Source organism: Wenyingzhuangia sp. IMCC45574 (assembly GCF_054182685.1).
Map to the genome: position 1 here is coordinate 19323 of NZ_CM135169.1, position 18433 is coordinate 37755.

21 protein-coding genes and 3 tRNA genes are annotated in these 18433 nt (G+C 32.5%); 9 read left to right on the plus strand and 15 right to left on the minus strand.

Features of this window, described 5'->3' with window-relative positions; translation table 11 throughout:
* Positions 1–120: 120 nt before the first annotated feature.
* The 4 genes from ACXHHC_RS00110 to ACXHHC_RS00125 form a co-directional block, all read right to left on the minus strand.
* The gene (locus ACXHHC_RS00110) at positions 121–459 is read right to left on the minus strand and encodes a P-II family nitrogen regulator (protein ID WP_458227618.1); all 339 of its coding nucleotides are present in this window, start codon (positions 457–459) and stop codon (positions 121–123) included.
* Positions 460–558: 99 nt separating this feature from the next.
* Positions 559–1788 carry an ammonium transporter gene (locus tag ACXHHC_RS00115; RefSeq protein WP_458227619.1) on the minus strand — a complete coding sequence of 410 codons (1230 nt, stop codon included), beginning with the start codon at positions 1786–1788 and terminating at the stop codon, positions 559–561.
* A gap of 34 nt (positions 1789–1822) precedes the next feature.
* Entirely contained in the window at positions 1823–2161 is a 339-nt protein-coding gene (locus ACXHHC_RS00120; protein WP_458227620.1) for a P-II family nitrogen regulator, read from the minus strand.
* Positions 2162–2250: 89 nt separating this feature from the next.
* Positions 2251–3291, minus strand: a complete 1041-nt coding sequence (locus tag ACXHHC_RS00125) for a porin (protein WP_458227621.1) — start codon at positions 3289–3291, stop codon at positions 2251–2253.
* A 215-nt stretch (positions 3292–3506) separates the two neighbouring features.
* Between ACXHHC_RS00125 and ACXHHC_RS00130 the strand changes: the two genes are divergently transcribed.
* From ACXHHC_RS00130 to ACXHHC_RS00140, 3 genes are all read left to right on the plus strand, one after another.
* The gene (locus tag ACXHHC_RS00130) at positions 3507–3926 is read left to right on the plus strand and encodes a MarR family winged helix-turn-helix transcriptional regulator (RefSeq protein WP_458227622.1); all 420 of its coding nucleotides are present in this window, start codon (positions 3507–3509) and stop codon (positions 3924–3926) included.
* 27 nt (positions 3927–3953) lie between these two features.
* Positions 3954–4517 carry a YceI family protein gene (locus tag ACXHHC_RS00135; RefSeq protein ID WP_458227623.1) on the plus strand — a complete coding sequence of 188 codons (564 nt, stop codon included), beginning with the start codon at positions 3954–3956 and terminating at the stop codon, positions 4515–4517.
* Between the two features lie 120 nt (positions 4518–4637).
* On the plus strand, positions 4638–5969 hold the full coding sequence (locus tag ACXHHC_RS00140) for a dihydrolipoamide acetyltransferase family protein (RefSeq protein ID WP_458227624.1): 1332 nt from the start codon (positions 4638–4640) through the stop codon (positions 5967–5969).
* A gap of 77 nt (positions 5970–6046) precedes the next feature.
* On the opposite strand, the gene pafA is transcribed toward ACXHHC_RS00140, so the two are convergent.
* Positions 6047–7681, minus strand: coding sequence for an alkaline phosphatase PafA (pafA, locus tag ACXHHC_RS00145; protein ID WP_458227625.1), 1635 nt, complete (start codon positions 7679–7681; stop codon positions 6047–6049).
* A gap of 93 nt (positions 7682–7774) precedes the next feature.
* Between pafA and ACXHHC_RS00150 the strand changes: the two genes are divergently transcribed.
* The 5 genes from ACXHHC_RS00150 to ACXHHC_RS00170 all read left to right on the plus strand — a co-directional run bounded on the left by ACXHHC_RS00150 (position 7775) and on the right by ACXHHC_RS00170 (position 9620).
* Positions 7775–8515, plus strand: a complete 741-nt coding sequence (locus tag ACXHHC_RS00150; protein ID WP_458227626.1) for an MlaE family ABC transporter permease — start codon at positions 7775–7777, stop codon at positions 8513–8515.
* A 6-nt stretch (positions 8516–8521) separates the two neighbouring features.
* The gene (locus ACXHHC_RS00155; RefSeq protein WP_458227627.1) at positions 8522–9283 is read left to right on the plus strand and encodes an ABC transporter ATP-binding protein; all 762 of its coding nucleotides are present in this window, start codon (positions 8522–8524) and stop codon (positions 9281–9283) included.
* Positions 9284–9354: 71 nt separating this feature from the next.
* Positions 9355–9427, plus strand: a tRNA-Lys gene (locus ACXHHC_RS00160).
* Between the two features lie 30 nt (positions 9428–9457).
* A tRNA-Tyr gene (locus tag ACXHHC_RS00165) sits at positions 9458–9539 on the plus strand.
* Positions 9540–9547: 8 nt separating this feature from the next.
* Positions 9548–9620 (plus strand) — tRNA-Lys (locus ACXHHC_RS00170).
* 88 nt (positions 9621–9708) lie between these two features.
* Here ACXHHC_RS00170 and ACXHHC_RS00175 read toward each other — a convergent pair.
* The 3 genes from ACXHHC_RS00175 to ACXHHC_RS00185 are packed head-to-tail and all read right to left on the minus strand — an operon-like array spanning position 9709 to position 11034.
* Positions 9709–10041 (minus strand): ISL3 family transposase, encoded by a 333-nt coding sequence (locus ACXHHC_RS00175; RefSeq protein ID WP_458229267.1) that lies wholly within the window; start codon positions 10039–10041, stop codon positions 9709–9711.
* Positions 9948–10661, minus strand: a complete 714-nt coding sequence (locus ACXHHC_RS00180; protein WP_458229268.1) for an ISAon1 family transposase — start codon at positions 10659–10661, stop codon at positions 9948–9950. Before ACXHHC_RS00180 ends, ACXHHC_RS00175 begins: the two co-directional genes overlap by 94 nt.
* 19 nt (positions 10662–10680) lie before the next feature.
* Positions 10681–11034, minus strand: coding sequence for an ISAon1 family transposase N-terminal region protein (locus ACXHHC_RS00185; protein ID WP_458227628.1), 354 nt, complete (start codon positions 11032–11034; stop codon positions 10681–10683).
* Between the two features lie 450 nt (positions 11035–11484).
* Here ACXHHC_RS00185 and ACXHHC_RS00190 point away from each other — a divergent pair, with 450 nt between their 5' ends.
* A complete protein-coding gene (locus tag ACXHHC_RS00190) occupies positions 11485–13023 on the plus strand; it encodes an aldolase catalytic domain-containing protein (RefSeq protein WP_458227629.1) in 1539 nt (512 codons plus the stop codon).
* A gap of 236 nt (positions 13024–13259) precedes the next feature.
* Here the strand turns inward: ACXHHC_RS00190 and ACXHHC_RS00195 are convergent, their stop codons facing one another.
* From ACXHHC_RS00195 to ACXHHC_RS00225, 7 genes are all read right to left on the minus strand, one after another.
* A complete protein-coding gene (locus ACXHHC_RS00195) occupies positions 13260–14273 on the minus strand; it encodes an ISAon1 family transposase (protein WP_458229269.1) in 1014 nt (337 codons plus the stop codon).
* The gene (locus ACXHHC_RS00200) at positions 14263–14604 is read right to left on the minus strand and encodes an ISAon1 family transposase N-terminal region protein (protein ID WP_458227630.1); all 342 of its coding nucleotides are present in this window, start codon (positions 14602–14604) and stop codon (positions 14263–14265) included. The genes ACXHHC_RS00195 and ACXHHC_RS00200 overlap by 11 nt, the downstream gene beginning before the upstream one ends.
* Positions 14605–14677: 73 nt before the next feature.
* Positions 14678–15424 (minus strand): carbon-nitrogen hydrolase family protein, encoded by a 747-nt coding sequence (locus ACXHHC_RS00205; RefSeq protein WP_458227631.1) that lies wholly within the window; start codon positions 15422–15424, stop codon positions 14678–14680.
* A 7-nt stretch (positions 15425–15431) separates the two neighbouring features.
* The gene (locus tag ACXHHC_RS00210; protein WP_458227632.1) at positions 15432–15923 is read right to left on the minus strand and encodes a TlpA family protein disulfide reductase; all 492 of its coding nucleotides are present in this window, start codon (positions 15921–15923) and stop codon (positions 15432–15434) included.
* 15 nt (positions 15924–15938) lie between these two features.
* A complete protein-coding gene (locus ACXHHC_RS00215) occupies positions 15939–16400 on the minus strand; it encodes a pyridoxamine 5'-phosphate oxidase family protein (RefSeq protein WP_458227633.1) in 462 nt (153 codons plus the stop codon).
* A complete protein-coding gene (locus ACXHHC_RS00220; RefSeq protein WP_458227634.1) occupies positions 16400–17827 on the minus strand; it encodes a DUF389 domain-containing protein in 1428 nt (475 codons plus the stop codon). Before ACXHHC_RS00220 ends, ACXHHC_RS00215 begins: the two co-directional genes overlap by 1 nt.
* A 9-nt stretch (positions 17828–17836) precedes the next feature.
* Entirely contained in the window at positions 17837–18430 is a 594-nt protein-coding gene (locus ACXHHC_RS00225) for a SprT-like domain-containing protein (protein ID WP_458227635.1), read from the minus strand.
* Positions 18431–18433 lie beyond the last annotated feature (3 nt).

Below are 18433 nucleotides of genomic sequence, written 5' to 3' on the forward strand. Positions count from 1 at the left end.
TACTCAGCTACAAATATAAAACCTTATGTTAAATTAACCTTAACAAAAAAAATACGTAGCCAACTTGTTGACTACGTATTTTTTAACTAAAATCGTATTTCTACGTATTTAATATGCTTTTTATCTTAGAGTTTCACCACCTTTTTCTCCAGTTCTAATTCTGTAAGTTTCATCTACATCGTATACAAAAATCTTACCATCACCAACTTCACCAGTGGCAGCAGATTTAATTAATGTTTCTATAGTAACTTCTTCAAAATCATCATTAACGATAATTGATAAATAACGTCTTTGAATGTCTGCAGTACTAAATGAAATACCTCTATATACTTTACCTATTTTTTCATTACCTAAAGCAGTTACATCCCAGTATGAGAAAAAGTTTACACCTACTTCGTGTAAAGCGTTTTTTACTTCGGTAAATTTTGATTTTCTAATAATTGCTTCTATTTTCTTCATAATGTGTGGTTTTATATAAAAGTAAAAAAAATATAAATAAAACAGCCTAATTCTAAAAAGAATTAGGCTGTTTTTTATTCATTATTTTGAACCTAGAAATTAGTCGTTGTAAACTCCAATTCCGTGTTCAGCTTTATCTAATCCTTCGATTTCTTCTTTTTCAGAAACTCTTAATCCGATAGTGAACTTTAAGATACTGAAAACGATGATAGACATTACGATTGCCCAAGCAGCGTAAGCTAAAACTCCAATAGCTTGCACTCCTAATAAAGCAGCTCCACCACCAGAAATTAATCCTCCATCAGTAGCAAATACACCAACTAATAAAGTACCTAAAGCACCACACACACCGTGTACAGAAACAGCTCCTACTGGATCATCAATTTTTAATTTCTCATCGATGAAAGTAATAGACATTACAACTACAACACCTGCAATTAATCCCATGATGATAGCAGATCCTGGAGATACAGCAGCACAACCAGCAGTAATACATACCAATCCAGCTAAAGCACCGTTTAATGTCATAGAGATATCTGGTTGACCGTAACGTAACCAAGTGTAGAATAACGCAGCAGCAGCACCTGCAGCAGCAGCTAAGTTTGTAGTAATTAATACAGAACCTACAGCTTTAACATCGTCAGCAGATCCGAAAGCTAATTGAGAACCTCCGTTAAATCCGAACCATCCTAACCATAAGATCATTACCCCTAAAGCACCTAATAAGATGTTGTGTCCAGGAATAGCTTGAGAAACACCATCTTTGTATTTTCCAATTCTTGGTCCTACCATGATAGCACCTACTAAAGCAGCCCATCCACCAACAGAGTGTACTACAGAAGATCCAGCAAAATCAACAAAACCTTTAACGTTTAACCATGCATTGTCATCAAATGGCCAGTACCAGCTTCCTGATATAGGATAGATAACAGTAGTCATAATTAAAGAGAAAATAATGTATGTAGAGAATTTTGTTCTTCCTGCAACAGCTCCAGATACGATAGTTGCAGCAGTAGCAGCAAATACAGTTTGGAAGAATAAGTTGTAGTAGTCATCAGCACTAAAGAAGAAGTATCCTTGTTCAGTTGGACTAGTTCTTCCTAACCAACCTCCAGCGATTAAATCACTTCCGTACATAATTCCGTATCCAATAGCCCAGAAACCAATAGAACCTACGATTAAGTCCATTAAGTTTTTCATAATAATGTTTCCTGCGTTCTTAGAACGAGTAAACCCAGTTTCAACTAATGTGAATCCAGCTTGCATAAAGAATACTAAAATCCCTGCAATCACAATCCACAGTGCTCCTAAAATATCACTTAATTCCATAATTTATATAATTTTAATAGTTTTAGTTTTTTGATTATTTTAAAGTTTCTCCACCTTTTTCTCCTGTACGGATACGGTAAGTTTCTGATACGTCTGATACGAAGATCTTTCCATCTCCTACCTCACCAGTCGCAGCAGTTTTTAATAAAGTGTCAATTGTGATTTGCTCAAAGTCATCGTTAACAATGATTGATACGTGACGTCTTTGGATATCGTTAGTACTGAAAGATACACCTCGGTATACTTTTCCTACTTTTTCGTTTCCTAATCCAGTTACGTCCCAGTAAGAGAAGAAGTTTACACCCACTTCGTGCAAAGCTTCTTTTACCTCAGAAAATTTAGATTTTCTGATGATAGCTTCGATTTTTTTCATGTTTGAAAAGTTTAAATTTAGGTTGAATATATTTTGATATCAGGCAAGGCTCACACCTTGCCTGATGATTTTATGTTCTTTTCTAAGAATTAGAAAGAGTATACAGCAGCAACTAAGAAAGAAGTTAAGTTATCTTCAGCAACACCATCTTTAAGGAAAGTTGGCTCAGAAGCAGTATCCATTCTTAATTCAGGAATTAAAGTTAAGTTATCGTCTAACTTAATGTTACCTGTTAAAGTTAAAGCTAATACATCTGCTTCACCTGCAACATCTTCAGTTAAAATATCAGCAAATCCTTCAGTAGCGAAGTATTCAGGACGGAAACCTAAAGAGAAAGAGTCAGATACAGCATATTGTAAATATAAAGCAGCTCCGTAGTAAGTAGCATCATCAGTAGCACCTTCAGTAGTGTTGTAAGATGCGTTGATCCCTACATAGAAAGAGTCAGATAAATCAAAACCTCCAGTATAGTCAATTTGGAATTGGTCTCCAGATCCACTGTTTCCGTAAATTAAGTTTAAGTACTGACCTTTGTATCCAATTTGTCCACCTAATACTACGTTTCCTGTAATGTTATACTCAGTGTTGTCAGTTCCATTCATTGCAGCTAACATGAAAGATAAATCTTCAGTAGCAGCATAGTCTAACTTAACCCCAGTATGAGAGAAAGGTCCGTAAGAGAATAAGTAAGAAGTAGAATAGTTAAAGTTAGCAGCAGGAGAAATTACTTCGTACCCTAAGAAAGTATTGAAGTTACCTAAAGTAACAGTAGTGCTTTCAGAAATATTGTAGTAAGCGTACAATTGGTTAACGATTGTTGAGTTACCACTGATTAAAGTACCATCAGCTAACTCTTGTTGAGAACCAAATACAGCATCAGCACCTCTTGGTCCAAATACTAAATCTGCAACAACTCCAGACTTAGATCCTTCGTAAGAAGCAATAATGTTAGCCATACCGATAGCAAAACCAGATTGGTTAGCAAAAGATGATCCAGGAGTTTGTCCATGGTCAGCGTTTAAATTAGTCTTAGCGTAAACATCAGCAGTTCCTGAAATACTTAATTTTGACTCTTGTGCGAATGTTAACATACCTGATAACATTAATGCAGATAAAATAATTTTTTTCATGATAAAGTTTTTAAATGTTTTAAGTTTTATCTGAGACAAAGCTACGTATTAATACGTATCGTCAAAGAAAAACCTACCTGTTTTTTCGCAGTTATATACGTAATCCCTTTATTTATATACTAAGTAGCTGTTAAAAAAACTTAAATTTTTCTTGTTTTTTCTGATTGTTGTATATACATTTGTTGTAGTTACAATTAATAAAAACTGTCAAACAAATGAATAATCTTGAAAATAAAGCTGTGATAAACTTAATTGTTGCTGGCAATTTTGTTGTGGAACAGCTAAATGGATTTTTTAAAATTTATGACTTAACAGTACAGCAGTATAATATATTAAGGATATTAAGAGGGCAGGATGGATTGCCAATAAACTTAAACACTTTACAGCAGCATATGATCCATAAGATGAGTAATACTACAAGATTGGTAGAGAAATTACGACTAAAAGGTTTTTTGGAGCGTAAGGAATGTGTGGCAAATAGACGAAAGGTAGAAATATTTATAACAGACAAAGGCTTAGGGTTGTTGGCTGGTATAGATCAGGCTTTAATAGATTTTGAAAAAAAGATAACCTCTAATTATAATAAAGAGGAGTTGTCTGTGTTGGTACCTTTATTAGAAAAAATTAAATCTTAAATAAATAATAATTAAAAACAATTTACAATGAAAACAACAAAAATTAAATCAGTAGTATTAGCAGTGTTGGCTGTATTAACAATTTCTTTTACTGCAAATGCAGATAATAAGAAGCCTATTAAAAAAGAAAAGAGTACTATTAAGTGGGTTGGAAAAAAAGTAACAGGTAAACATACAGGTACTATTGACTTTAAAAGTGGAGAAGTAACCTTAAAGCAAGGGAAACTAGTAGGAGGTTCTTTTGTGGTGGATATGAAAACAATTAATGTTACAGATTTAACGGGAGAGTACAAAGGTAAGTTAGAAGGTCATTTAAATTCTGATGACTTTTTTGGAGTAGCTACTTATCCTGAAGCTAAATTTGTAATTACAAGCGTAGATGGAAACACTGTAAAGGGAGACCTAACAATAAAAGGACACACAGAAAAGCAAGCTTTTACTTTAGTTAAAAAGGGAAAAACTATTTCTGGAGATGTAAAAATAGACAGAACTAAGTTTGGAATTCGTTATGGTTCTAGCTCTTTCTTTGATAACTTAAAAGACAAAGCAATTAACAATGAGTTCGAATTGTCAATTCACATTGAATTCTAAGAAACAGTATTTTATATTTAAAAATAAACCCGATAGTTTAACTATCGGGTTTATTTTTTTCAATACCTATAAAAGACAGGTATATTTATTAAATTCGCAGAACAAAAAATAAGCATATAGATGTCTAGATTCGAATTAAGATTACCTCAAATGGGAGAGAGTGTTGCAGAAGCAACTATTACTTCGTGGTTAAAAGAGGTAGGAGATAGTATAGAGATGGATGAATCTGTAGTAGAAATTGCTACGGATAAAGTAGATTCAGATGTGCCTTCGGAAGTAGATGGTGTTTTGGTGGAGAGAATGTTTCAGGAAGGAGAGGTAGTAAAAGTAGGAGAGGTGTTTGCTATTATTCAAGTAGAGGGGGATTTGAAACAAGACACTACTGTTATTGCTCCAATTAAAGCTGCAGAGGTTCAGGAAAAAGAAGCGGTAGCGCTAGTAGAATCAGAAATAAATGAGTTGATAGAGAAAAATGCCACAGAAACTACTGTAATTACTAATACAGAGGATAAGTTTTATTCTCCTTTGGTTAAAAGTATTGCTGCAAAAGAAGGAATTTCTCAGGAAGAATTAGATACTCTTGTTGGAACTGGTTTGGGTGGAAGAGTTACCAAAGAAGATATTTTAGAGTATATAAAGACCAAAGGTGTTTCGTCTCCAAAAAAGGAGCAAGTGGTAAAAACTAAAACAGCAACTCCAGTTATCAATAAGGAAACTCCGGTTGCTATCACGTCTCAAGAAGGGGATGAGTTAATTACGCTATCTAGAATGGGGAAGTTGATATCTGACCATATGGTACATTCTCAGCAAAAAGCAGCGCATGTACAATCTTTTATAGAGGTAGATGTAACCAATATTGTTAAGTGGAGAAGCAAAGTAAAAGATGCTTACTTTAAGAAAGAGGGACAAAAGCTTACGTTTACGCCTATTTTTATGATGGCCGTTGCACAAGCGATTAAAAAATATCCTTTGGTAAATATTTCTTTTGATGGTGTTGATAAAGTTGTAGTAAAGAAGGCAATTAATTTAGGAATGGCTTCTGCCTTACCAGATGGTAATTTAATTGTACCTGTAATTAAAAATGCAGAGAATTTAAATTTATCGGGAATGACCAAAGCTGTAAATGATTTGGCCAGTCGTTCTAAAACGAATGCTTTAAAACCAGAAGATGTAAAAGGAGGGACTTATACTGTTACGAACATAGGAAGTTTTGGGTCTATTTTTGGAACTCCTGTTATCAATCAACCAGAGAGTGCAATTTTGGCTTTGGGAGCTATTAGAAAAGTACCCGCAGTAATAGAAACACCAGATGGTGATTTTATTGGGATAAGACAGAAAATGTACATAACTCATGCTTACGATCACCGTGTGATTAACGGAGCTTTAGGAGGAATTTTTATTAAGGAGATTAAAGATATTTTAGAGGCTTGGGATGTAAATGCCGATATATAAGACTATAAAGAATAACAAAAAGCAAAAACCCTCTTGAATACTCAAGAGGGTTTTTGCTTTTAGCATACAGATATATTTTATTTGGTATCAAATACTTCGGTTAAAATTCCATGTTCGCTCATATTAGGTTCCTGAATTTGTAATAGGTTAGAAAGTGTAGGAGCAATTTGAGTGATGGTAACAGGTGTTTTGACTTTTTTTCCTTTTGCAATATTAGCTCCGTAGAAAATAATAGGAACGTGCGTGTCGTAATTATAACCGCTACCATGTGTAGTTTGTTTTACTCCTTTTATATAAGCAGGATTTAAAACTACTAATATGTCTCCAGATCTTTTTTGATTGTATCCGGCTTGTAAAAGAGATAAGGGGGCATTTTTAAACTCAGTTCTTTGCAAAGTATGAGCCGAAACAGCTTTATATATTAAAGGATAGTTGATGATCTCTGCAATAATTTCGTTCTCTACTTTTTCAGAGGATACGTTTAATTTTTTAAGTTCACTCCTATTTAAGAAAATCTGATCATTGGATATATTTTCAATCAACTTTTTGGATTGATATTTTTGAAATAGAAATTGATTTAATTTTTGGTAGAACTCTTTACCGTTTAGATGACCTCCAGGAAGTTTGTGGGCAACTAAATGCTGTGGGTAATGAACTACTGCATGATCTGCTGTTAAAAACAAAACGTAATTGTCTTTTCCTACATTTTTATCTAAGAAGTTTAGAAAACTATCTAAATCGTCATTTAAACGAATATAGGTATCTTCTATTTCTTTGGAAGCAGGACCATATCTATGTCCAATATAATCTGTACTAGATAAACTAACAGCTAAGAAATCTGAATAGGTCTCGTTTTTCCCTAATTTTTCATTTTCTATAATTGCTTTTGCAAAATCTAAGGTGAGTGTGTTTCCGTGTGGGGTAAATTTTAATAAACTATAATGACCATTTTTGTTTTTTAATTTTGGCAAATCATGCTCAAAAACAGGAGCTTCTTCTCCTTTGTGTTTCCATTCAAAATCTCTATCGTCTATATCGCTTTCGTGGTATGTCTCAATATTGTTTTTTGTAGCCCAAGGGGTTGCTAAATAAGTATCTAGTATCGGTTGGTTTAAATAGTTGTATTTTTCTATCCAATTAGGAAGCTTATCTGCATAATAAGTACTACTTACCCATTTTCCTTGCTTTCCTCCATCAAACCAAAAAGCCATATTTGCGGCATGACCAACAGGAAGAATGGCAGATCTATCTTTTATAGCAACCCCAAAAACTTTTCCTTTAAAGTTCTGTGCTAGTCTTAACTCATCGCTAACTGTAGAGGCAATTAAGCGTTTAGGAGATTTTTTACCTTCTTTAGAAGTACTACCTATAGTTGCGTAATTTGCATCGTCTACTACGTAGATCGATTTTTTCTCAAATTTATCGTACCAATTGTTACTTATAATTCCGTGGTTACTAGGTGTTGCTCCTGTATATACAGAAGAATGTCCAACAGCTGTATAAGTAGGTATATAATTAAAGTGTCCGTTTTCAAAATTAGTTCCTTTGTTTATTAATTTGTTAAATCCTTTGGAACCGAATTTGTCTTTAAATCTTAATAGGTAATCGTATCTCATTTGATCTACAACAATTCCTATTAGCAGTTTTGGTTTTTTTTGAGCATTTACACTAACACTAATGGCTAGTAATAAATAGGCTATTGTTTTTTTCATTCTATGTATACAAATAGTTTTATCAGGTTAAAAGTAGTTAGTTTACACTACTTAATTGTTAAGGATTTGATATTTTAGCTAAAAATCTATTGTATGAACTACATAAAAAGCATAGGTGCATATTCATTAATGCTGCTTAGTGTCTTTAGAAGGCCTCAGAAAGGGAAAATTTTTAGAGAGGCAGTATTTAGAGAGATAGATGACTTAGGAATTAAGTCAATTGGAATTGTTGCTTTTATTGCCTTTTTTATAGGTGGTGTAGTGGCTATACAGACTGCTTTAAATTTAGAAGATCCTATGATTCCAAAAGACCTTATAGGTTTTGCGACCAAAAGGTCTATGATATTAGAGTTCTCTTCTACTTTTGTAATGGTAATTTTAGCGGGTAAAGTAGGTTCTTATATTACGTCTAGTATTGGTGCTATGCGAGTTTCTGAACAAATAGATGCATTGGAGGTTATGGGGATTAACTCGTTAAACTATTTAGTGCTTCCTAAAATTATTGCGACAGTTTTATTTTATCCATTTATAGTATTGCTAGCCATGACGCTAGGTATTTTTGGAGGTTGGGTAGCTGGTGAAATTACAGGGTTGTTTGAACAAGCTGATTATATAAAAGGAATTCAGACCGATTTTAAGCCTAGTTTCATTAGGTATAGTTTAATTAAGTCTACGGTATTTGCCTTTTTAATAGCCACCATACCTTCTTATTTTGGTTACTATGTAGAAGGAGGTTCTCTAGAGGTTGGTAGAGCAAGTACCAAAGCAGTGGTGTGGACCATTGTAATGATTATTATTACCAATTATTTTTTAACTCAAATGTTGTTAAGCTAGTTTGTTATGATAGAAGTAAAAGAGTTGCATAAAGGTTTTAATGGAACACCTATATTAAAAGGTATAGATGCTGTTTTTAAACCTTCGGATACGAGTTTAATTATTGGACAAAGTGGGTCTGGTAAAACGGTGTTTTTAAAAACCTTGTTAGGCTTGCATCAACCAGATAGTGGAGCTATATCTTTTAATGGAAAGTCTACTGCAGATATGTCTACAGACGAGAAGCGACAATTGAAGCAAGATATAGGAATGGTATTTCAGGGAGCGGCTTTGTTCGATTCGCTAACTGTAGAAGAAAATGTAATGTTTCCTTTAAAAATGTTTACGAAAAAAACAAAAGAGGAAATGTTAGAGAGAGTAAACTTTGTCTTAAAAAGAGTAAATCTTGTAAATAGTAATAGTAAGTACCCTGCAGAGCTGTCTGGAGGAATGCAAAAACGTGTTGCAATTGCAAGAGCTATTGTTACAAAACCTAAATATTTATTTTGTGATGAGCCAAATTCAGGATTAGATCCAAAAACGGCCATTGTAATAGACAATTTAATCCAAGAAATTACCGATGAATATGAGATTACAACGGTAATAAACACCCATGATATGAACTCTGTGATGGAAATTGGAGAAAAAATTATTTTTTTGAAGGATGGTTTAAAAGAGTGGGAAGGGACCAATAATGATATATTCAAAACTGATAATGAAGCGGTTGTGGATTTTGTTTATAGTTCCAATTTATTTAAGAAAGTTAGAAAGGCATATTTAGAAGAATAAAATCGAAAAAATGTTTTGTACAACTATATAAATGTGCTATATTTGCACCCGCAATAACGAATGGTATTCATGACCTGGTAGCTCAGTTGGTAGAGCATCTCCCTTTTAAGGAGAGGGTCCTGGGTTCGAGCCCCAGCCCGGTCACAAAGACTAAAAAATAACATTCAATTGCATGGTGAGATACTCAAGTGGCCAACGAGGGCGGACTGTAAATCCGCTGACTATGTCTTCGAAGGTTCGAATCCTTCTCTCACCACAACCAACGACCTGGTAGCTCAGTTGGTAGAGCATCTCCCTTTTAAGGAGAGGGTCCTGGGTTCGAGCCCCAGCCCGGTCACTTAAAGCTTCTCTGTAAAGAGGAGCTTTTTTGTTTTATAATGGTGCGTAAATTTTGTGTTATTTTGGATCATTCCTAAAAGTTGTGTTTAAGCAAAAATATTGGTTAGTCTAAAAAGGAAGAATTCTACATTTTTAACCCCTCTAAACTGAGCTCTAAATGCTTTGATTTTGGCATTGAAGGATTCCGCAGCTGCATTTGTACTTCTATTGTCAAAGTAATTTAATATTGATCTGTAGTTTATATATATGGTGTTTGCTATTGTATTAAAGGCTTTACATCCTGATTTTTCAACTTGATTGTACCATCCCGCTAGTTTTGTATATGCTATTTTAATTGATTTAGCATTGTTGAATATATTTCTGAGATTTTGTACCAAATCAAATGCTTTTTTGATATCAGGATAGTGTTGGAATAGAATTTTACTTCTGTAGTATTGATTTTGTGTCCAATCAACAGGAGCTTTGTAGAGCAAATACCTACTTCTGCAAGTAATTGTTTTCTAGAGTCTCCATTTTCAAAAGTTTCAGGAATAAAGAGTGTCTTTTTCTGTTTTGCTAGTTTTATGGAGTTGTTTTCCCTATCGATAGCTTCCCATCTGTGTTTTATTCTGATATCTTGTAAAGCTTCAAGTGCTAGCTTTTGTACATGAAATCTATCGGTTACTTGTGTAGCTTTTGGGAAGCAAACTTTAGCAATTGTTTTCATAGAGTTTGCCATGTCTAGCGTTATTTCCTTGACTTTATTTCTAACTCTAGAAGAGATTTTAAGCAGTTGCTCTATGATAGGTTCTGCCTTAGTTCCCGCACATATGGCTACAATAGAACCTTTTTTACCTTTTGCTTTTTTGTTAGTGATGATGGTATAGAGCTCACCTTTTGATAGAGCAGTTTCATCAATAGAGAGGAATTTGCCAATATTCTTAGGATATATTAGGTATTGTTTGGCATGCGTTTTTTGTTTCCACTGTTTAAACTCGCTTAAATAGTCTCTGTATTGCCTTTGTAGTTTTTTACCATTGAGATTATAGAATCCTGCTATGGTATGACAATCACTGGCTTTAGTATCTACTAATTTCTTTTAAAAAAGAGGCAAATTCGTTGGTTATACGAGTTCCCTTAGCTACTAGATTCCAGTCTCTTTGTACAATTTGTCCGTTATCTTTATCAAGCCATCTTCTACGTTTGATGTTTAGGTATACTGTATTTCCTCTAATGGGAAAGTCTTGTACAGTTATTTGTTTATGGAATCCGTGTGCAATAATAATTTGATTCACAAACTCTTTAGGAACTGTAATTTTCTCTTCAAAATATAGATGAAGTGTCTCATCTGCTTTAGTGTGTTTTACTAAGTCGAAGTTATCGATTAAGAATTCAGGAAGTATAAGTTTTAGTAAGTCTAGTGATAGTTCCAATACAATAATATTTAAACTCCAAAACTAAACCTATCTTAATTCACACACAACTTTTGTTCTTGATCCGAAGATGGATCATTCGGAAATATTAGTTAGTCTAAAGAGAAAGAATTCTACATTTTTGACTCAAGCTAAATAGTTCTAAAGCTTGTTTTATCACTTTTTAATGTATGTTATATTTTGAAAAAGTACTTCAATATCTTTGAGATGTATTCTATTGGTTTTATAAGTTGCTGTTCTAAATTAGGAATGTTAAGTAAAGATTAAAAAGGATAATTATGTTTTTGATTTATCCTATATTCTTCAAATCTTTTGATTTTATATATAGATAATAGTTGTTGAAAGTCAATTTTATGGTGATAAAAAATAATATTTTTTTATATGTAAAAAATGGAGATTTAATATGAAGTATTATACTTTTGGGTTCATAACAAAAAACAAAACCAAATAATGAAAATTTTAGATTGTACAATTAGAGATGGTGGTTATTACACTAATTGGGATTTTAGTGATTCCTTAATTAAAGAATATGCTCAAGCCATGGAAAGTCTTCCTGTTGATTATGTTGAAGTTGGGTATAGGAGTATCGTCTTAGATGGCTATTTAGGAAAATATTTTTATTGTCCTGATTACGTCTTAAAAAACTTAAAATTATTAATGCCTACAAAAAAATTAGTGGTAATTTTTAATGAGAAAGATATTCGGGTAGAGCATGTAAATGATTTGTTATCAACCTGTCTTGATTATATTTCAATGGTGAGAATTGCTATTGATCCTAAGAATATAACAAGAGCTTTAAAATTAGCTAAGGCTGTTAAGAAATTAGGTCTCGAAGTAGCATTTAACGTTATGTATATGTCTAATTGGATGAAAGACCCTTCTTTTCTTGATGAGATTGAAGGAATAGAGGATTATGTAGATTATTTTTACATGGTTGATTCATTTGGAGGTATTCTACCGAGTGATGTGAAGGAGATTATTGATTTGGTTAAGTCTAAAGTATCTGTACCTATTGGTTTCCATGGACATGACAATTTGGAAATGGGGTTGATTAATACAATTACAGCTCTAGATGAAGGTTGTAGTATTGTTGATGCAACTATTACTGGTATGGGAAGAGGTGCTGGTAATTTAAAGATGGAATTGTTGTTAACTTATCTTGAAAGTAAGGAGAAAGTATCTTTTGAATATAATTCTTTAAGTTCTGTTGTAAGTGAATTTGAGAATTTGAGAAAAGATTATAGCTGGGGGACAAGTTTACCGTATATGTTCTCTGGAGCAAAATCTTTGCCTCAAAAACAAGTTATGGAGTGGGTTGGTTTGAATAGGTATCCTATGAAAGACATTATTAATGCTCTTAATAATCAAACGCAAGAAGTTGAGGATAATTTAAAGCTGAATGTTTTACAGCAAGAAGAGTTGTATTCCAAAGCTATTATTTTAGGAGGAGGAACTTCTGTAGAATTACATAGAGAAGCAATTTTTAAGTATTTAGAGAAAAATAAAGATAATACATGTCTTATTCATGCAGGAACTAGAAATGTTAATAAATTTATTGATATTGAAGAAAATCAATATTTTGGATTAGTAGGGATTGAAAGTGAAAAATTATCTAGAGAAATAGGAAGTTTAAATAAAATTACTCAAACATGTGTTTTTCCACCATTCCCTAGGAAAATGGGAACAATTATTCCTGAGGAAATTAAAGAGGTGTCGAAAGAATTAGAGAGTATTAACTTTACTGATTTGGATACAGAGTCTCCAATGGCAATTGCCATACAGGTAGCTTTGGATTTGGGAGTTAAAGAAATTTATTTTGTAGGTTTTGATGGGTATGATTTAAGTATTAATCAAAATCAGTTTGTTATGGCAAATGAGAATCAAGCTATAATTAGAGATGTGATGAATTTTGAAGGAGTAGATGTAGTGTTTTTAACCCCAACAAAGTATAAGGATGTTAATGTTTCTTCGATTTATAATAAATTGTAATTGAATTCAAAAGTATTGTTTTGTGATAATACTTTTGAATAATAAAACTAACTAGCTTTAAAAAAGTATTAATTAAAAATATTTTTTTATTTATTCCAAATAATATAAATGATTTTGTTCACATACTTAGTTAATTATAAGTTTAGTTTCATACTTTTAAAAGAGCACTCAAAGAAATTTGGGAGCTTTTTTTTATTGCCTTATTTTCTTTTTTGCAGAGAAGATCCAGGATCAAGCTATATTTTAGGGGACTTAAAAAAATAGGCATATAATTTCATTAGTCTATAGAGGAAGAATTTCACGTCTCTCACCCCTCTCAATTGGTTTCTGAACTCTTTGATTTTAGCATTAAAAGATTCGGCAGATGCATTTGTACTTCTATTGTTAAAATAGTTAAGAATGTTATCATAATGATTCTGTATTGATCTAGCGATTGTATTGAATGATTTAAAACCTTCTTTTTCTACTTTTTTGTACCACTGAGCTAATTTAGTTCTAGCTATATTTTTATCCGTATTATTTTCGTAGATATACTTTAGTTTTTGAGCCAGTTTATAGGCTTTTTCTATACTAGGATATAATTTGAAAAGTATACTCGCTCTTGTTTTTTGAGAGTTTGTCCATTTAGATTGAGTTTTAAATAAGAGGTATCTACTTCTGGCTAACAATTGTCTTTTGGTATCTCCGTTTTCAAGAACTACTTCTTTATATTTTGTGTGTTGTTTTTTAGCTAGAACTATTGCTTTATTTTCTTGTTCTATAGCTTTCCATCTATATTTTATACGTTGTTCCTGTACAGATTCTAATGCTAATTTTTGGACATGGAATCTATCTGTAGCACTTATAGCTTTAGTAAAGCACTTTTTAATAACTAGATTCATATTAGGAGCCATGTCTACGGTAACTTCTTTGACCATTTTCCTTCTACTTGAGCTGATTTTTTTAATGACCTCTATAATATCCGAAGCTTTAGTTCCTTTGACCATAGCTACAATACTCCCCTTTAATCTTCTAGCATCTTTATTAGTCAGTATGGTATACAACTCACTATTAGATAAAGATGTTTCGTCAAGGCTGAGTCTCTTACCTAAGTTTTTTCCATATAGTAACCAGTCTTTTGCATGTTTCTTCTGAGGCCAAGTTTTATAGTCACTTAGCTTATTTTTATAGTGATTTTGTAAACGCTTACCGTTAATTTTGTAGTAATCACCAAATCGTTTAGCACTTACAGCATTGGTGTCAAGAGATATCTTTTAAAAAAGAGGCAAACTCATTTGTAGTACGAGTACCCTTAGCAACCAAATTCCAGTCTCTTTTTACAATCTTACCTGTGTTTACAAGTGTCCAACGTCTTCGTTTTATATGAAGTAGTACTGTTTTACCTCTTAAGGGGAAGTCTTCAACTGTGATTTCTGGAGAGAATCCTTTTGATTTAGCGATCTCTGTTTGATATTCTTTAGGAAGTATATTCTTTTCTTCCAAATAGAAATGAATCTTTTCTGATGTTGATGTATGATTGACTATGTCAAAGTATTCTAAAATACCTTCTGGCAAAAAGTAACGGGCTAATTCTATATCCAAAATCTTCTAAGTTAGAAGACAAAGGTGAAAAAGTCCCCAACTTTTTAGCTTGAGCCCTCTTAAGAGCCTCTTTTTATTCTTGTGTTTTCTCAGAAAAGGTTTGCCAACTATTCTTTTCTTTTTCAATAATTAGTAGTCCTTCGTGTTCTAGGGTTAATGCATCAATTTTAGATCCGTTATTGTCCCAAAATGCACTTTTGCCACCAGCTACTATATTCCATGTTTTACCGCAGTAATTACTCATTAATATTGGAATGTTAAATTCTTTGGCATAGTTGCTTAAAATTGAATGTGCTTCTTCCATTCCGTTTTCTGAATAGAAAATACTAGGGAGATAAATAGTACTATTATTACAGTGGGCTGTCTTTATATGTTCTTTGTGATTAATTTCAGCGCATATGGCCAAAGAGATACGCTCTTGGTTAATTTTAATAATAGGGTTGTAGTCTAGAGAAGATTGGTAATAAAGATCTTCTCCTGTGTGTAAAAACCTCTTAATATAAGTATCTACTGGCTTGTTTGGGTATATAATAAAAGAACCTATAAAAAGTGTTTTGTTTAGTTTTATAGGAGCACCAGCAACAATAATTAAATTTCCTTCTGTTGATAGTTTCTTTAATTGATTTAATTCAGGACTATCACATGTAAGGGCGAGCTCATTTCCTTGTTTACGAGTGTATCCTGTAATAGACATTTCGGGAAAGGTAATAAGAGAAACATTGTTTAGAATAGCTTGTTGAATGTACTGATAGTGCTTTTTTAAATTTAACTCTAAGTTTCCTACGGTAGAATTTAGTTGAGCAGCAGCTATTCGAATCATAGTTAAATTACTTATATTTTTTAATGATAGATTTAATGACCTCAGAAGTTAATTGATGTCCTTTTAGCAATGGATAACCTTCCCAGCGAACAATTCCCTTAGGGTCTATTAAAATACAATGTGGAATGGCTTTTATTTTTAACTCTCTGTAAATTCTAGATTTGGAATCTACTGCGTTAGCGTATGCTATTTTTGGAGTTTTTAATCTTTTTACTTTTTTGGCAGATTCATCACTTAAGCCAATAACAACTAAGTCTTTGTTAAATTCTTCTTGAAAGTGGTTTAGTTCTGGTATAGCTCGCTTACATGGACCGCACCAAGTAGCCCAAAAATCAATTAAAATAAATTTCCCTTTGGTTTCAGGAGCATCTGTTAACCATTCTTCTACTACTAATTCAGGAGCTTTTTGATGAATAACCGATTTAGCCCATATTTTTTTTTCTTGAGCATTAGAGTTAAAAGCGATTATTGAGACTATTAGTAAGAATAATTTTTTCATTATTGCTGTTTGATGTTATTCGTTGTTTAATTTGTAAGTGTTTTTAGCACTTTCTATTTGTTCCTGTTCTGTTGTTTTGGGATACAAAACATATTTAGGAGCTAAAATAGGTTTTGACGTTTCTATTTTAATTTGTGTAATACTGGCAAACGGAAAGGCTCCTTTGGTTATTCTGAGCAAAATCTGTTCCCTTTTAGGAAATTCTGTATCGGTGTTTTTAAGAATTTTAGCTTTCCCTTTAATTTGACAACCTTTTTGAACTAAAACATCTATAAAACTGATGCATACATTTTCATTTTCTAGAATATTTTGAACGGTTTGAGGAGAAGCAATGTTGGCAATAATAATTTCATCATTTCCATAATGAGTAAATACCTCTTTAGGAGATACATTAGGAATATTGTCTTTAGAGGAGGTTGCTAACCAGCAAAGAACACTTTGATCGATGTATTTTAAGATGTTAGCAGTTAATTCCATTACTTTATAATTACTTCAATTTTATTATTTTCCAATCGCTGTCTTAACCAAGACCTTAATTTTAATTTGGCTTCTACATCAGGTAAAGAGTCTTTCCATTGGGCTTCAAAAACGGTAATAGTGTCTATGGTTTTAAAGTCGTTTACAATTTTATTAGCGTAACTAAGTTTGTTAATTCCGTTAAATAAAATCACAGCTTCATCGCATATACTTACAAAAGGAATTTGTTTTCTTTTTAAATCTTGGAGTTCTTTTTCTTTAGCGATTAGAGCTGCATCCTTTTGAAGGATGAGTTCGTCTTTGGTAGCAATTAGGTGTTGGTTTTTTAGGTATGAGTTTTTTATTTTAGAAATCTCATCTTCTAAAAAAGTTGCTTTTTCATCTTGTTGAACAATTAATTTAGTATTCTCTAGTTTAAAATCTTTTAATTTATTAGACCAGATTGTTTTGTCTGAATTGTTAAGATTGCTTCCTAATACAACAATTTTTACAGTTCGTTTATCATAATCTATTTCTGTATTGATAATTCCTGCACCTGTTTTGTCTTGCATTGCAATGATAAAATCTTCTGCATTTTGCTTGTATTTATTTGCTTGAAACAACAAATAAAATTGATAGATACTAAATCCTAAAATAAGCGTAGCTACAAAACCAACCAGTCTTGCAATTTGTTTTCTCTTGGCTTGGTTTAAATATTTAACAACGGGAAAACGGAGGAATTTAACTACAACAAAAGTAGCTAGGGCTATAAATATTAAGTTGATAAGGAATAAAAACATTGCACCAAAAAAGTAGTTTAAATTCCAAGTACCTAAACCATAACCAGCAGTACACAAAGGAGGCATTAAAGCAGTAGCAATAGCAATACCTGCTATGGTGTTGGTCATTTCTGTTCTTCTACTTAGCGCAATAATCAATACAAAACCTCCTGCTAAGGCAATTAATACATCTCTAACGTCGGGTGCTGTTCTAGCAATAATTTCTGGTGTAGCTTCTTGAAAAAGAGGAATGCTGAAGAAAAGAAATGAAGTGGTTAGGGCCAATCCCACCATAACACCTAAATTAATTAAGGATCTTTTAAGTGTATCAATATCATTAATACCAATAGAAAGACCTAAGCCTAAAATAGGACCCATTAAAGGGGATACTAGCATGGCTCCAATTACTACTGCAGTAGAACTAACATTTAAACCAATAGAGGCTATAATAATTGAGAAAATTAAAACCCATGCATTATGGCTTTTTACAGCTATTCCAGATTTAATTTTGGTGATGGTTAGCTCTTTGTCTGTTTCCTCACGTATATTTAAGAGATTGGTTATAAAGTCTACAAAGGCAGTAAAAAAGCCTTTAAATTCTTCTTTAACCTCTTTTTTTTTGTTTTCTAAATGCTCATCCTGATTTAGAGTGTCTTTATTCTCTTCCATATTATAATCTTAGTTAATTTTTTGAACCAAGGCATTTCCGCTTACCAAATACTTCTTCTTAGTTTTAAGTTCTAAACATAAATAACGAGTTCTTCTCTTGTTTAGAATTTTAAACTCTCTATTGTTTAGTTGAAAAATACTGTCAGGTTCTAAATCAAATATAAAACTTTTATTGCTGTCAATAAGTGTGTTTTTTTCTCTAAGTAATAGTGAAAGTTTTGGGTCTGAATCTGTTGTTGCCTTTGGATTTATTAAGTGTTTGGCTAAAGGTTTTAGTATTTCATCTTTAAAAATAGTAGGGTGTAAAAAGGGGAGCATTAATTGCTGAAAACAATATTTCCACTCTTTTCCATGAGGTTTAACCCCTTTGTGTTGATGATAGACATGTAGGTGTGCAATTTCGTGAACCAGTGTAATTAGAAACTGTTCTTTAGAAAGGTTGTTGTTAATAGTAATAATAGGAATGGGGCTAGAGGGTCTAAAATCGCCTCTTTTAGTTTTTCTTCCTCGGGTAATTTTTAAATGAAATGGGTATGTTTCCAACAAGGCCTCTAGCTTATCTTTGGCAGCTAGTGGTATATATTGGGTAAGTTCAGCTATCATGTA

Bases quoted from the DNA above. Each gene is read 5' to 3' on its own strand.
- ACXHHC_RS00190 (WP_458227629.1), top strand. From the start codon at position 11,485: ATGAAAATTTTAGATTGTACAATTAGAGATGGTGGTTATTACACTAAT.
- ACXHHC_RS00140 (WP_458227624.1), top strand. From the start codon at position 4,638: ATGTCTAGATTCGAATTAAGATTACCTCAAATGGGAGAGAGTGTTGCA.
- ACXHHC_RS00135 (WP_458227623.1), top strand. From the start codon at position 3,954: ATGAAAACAACAAAAATTAAATCAGTAGTATTAGCAGTGTTGGCTGTA.
- ACXHHC_RS00220 (WP_458227634.1), bottom strand. From the start codon at position 17,827: ATGGAAGAGAATAAAGACACTCTAAATCAGGATGAGCATTTAGAAAAC.
- ACXHHC_RS00110 (WP_458227618.1), bottom strand. From the start codon at position 459: ATGAAGAAAATAGAAGCAATTATTAGAAAATCAAAATTTACCGAAGTA.
- ACXHHC_RS00115 (WP_458227619.1), bottom strand. From the start codon at position 1,788: ATGGAATTAAGTGATATTTTAGGAGCACTGTGGATTGTGATTGCAGGG.
- ACXHHC_RS00150 (WP_458227626.1), top strand. From the start codon at position 7,775: ATGAACTACATAAAAAGCATAGGTGCATATTCATTAATGCTGCTTAGT.
- ACXHHC_RS00125 (WP_458227621.1), bottom strand. From the start codon at position 3,291: ATGAAAAAAATTATTTTATCTGCATTAATGTTATCAGGTATGTTAACA.
- ACXHHC_RS00120 (WP_458227620.1), bottom strand. From the start codon at position 2,161: ATGAAAAAAATCGAAGCTATCATCAGAAAATCTAAATTTTCTGAGGTA.
- ACXHHC_RS00205 (WP_458227631.1), bottom strand. From the start codon at position 15,424: ATGATTCGAATAGCTGCTGCTCAACTAAATTCTACCGTAGGAAACTTA.
- pafA (WP_458227625.1), bottom strand. From the start codon at position 7,681: ATGAAAAAAACAATAGCCTATTTATTACTAGCCATTAGTGTTAGTGTA.
- ACXHHC_RS00155 (WP_458227627.1), top strand. From the start codon at position 8,522: ATGATAGAAGTAAAAGAGTTGCATAAAGGTTTTAATGGAACACCTATA.
- ACXHHC_RS00225 (WP_458227635.1), bottom strand. From the start codon at position 18,430: ATGATAGCTGAACTTACCCAATATATACCACTAGCTGCCAAAGATAAG.
- ACXHHC_RS00130 (WP_458227622.1), top strand. From the start codon at position 3,507: ATGAATAATCTTGAAAATAAAGCTGTGATAAACTTAATTGTTGCTGGC.
- ACXHHC_RS00215 (WP_458227633.1), bottom strand. From the start codon at position 16,400: ATGGAATTAACTGCTAACATCTTAAAATACATCGATCAAAGTGTTCTT.
- ACXHHC_RS00210 (WP_458227632.1), bottom strand. From the start codon at position 15,923: ATGAAAAAATTATTCTTACTAATAGTCTCAATAATCGCTTTTAACTCT.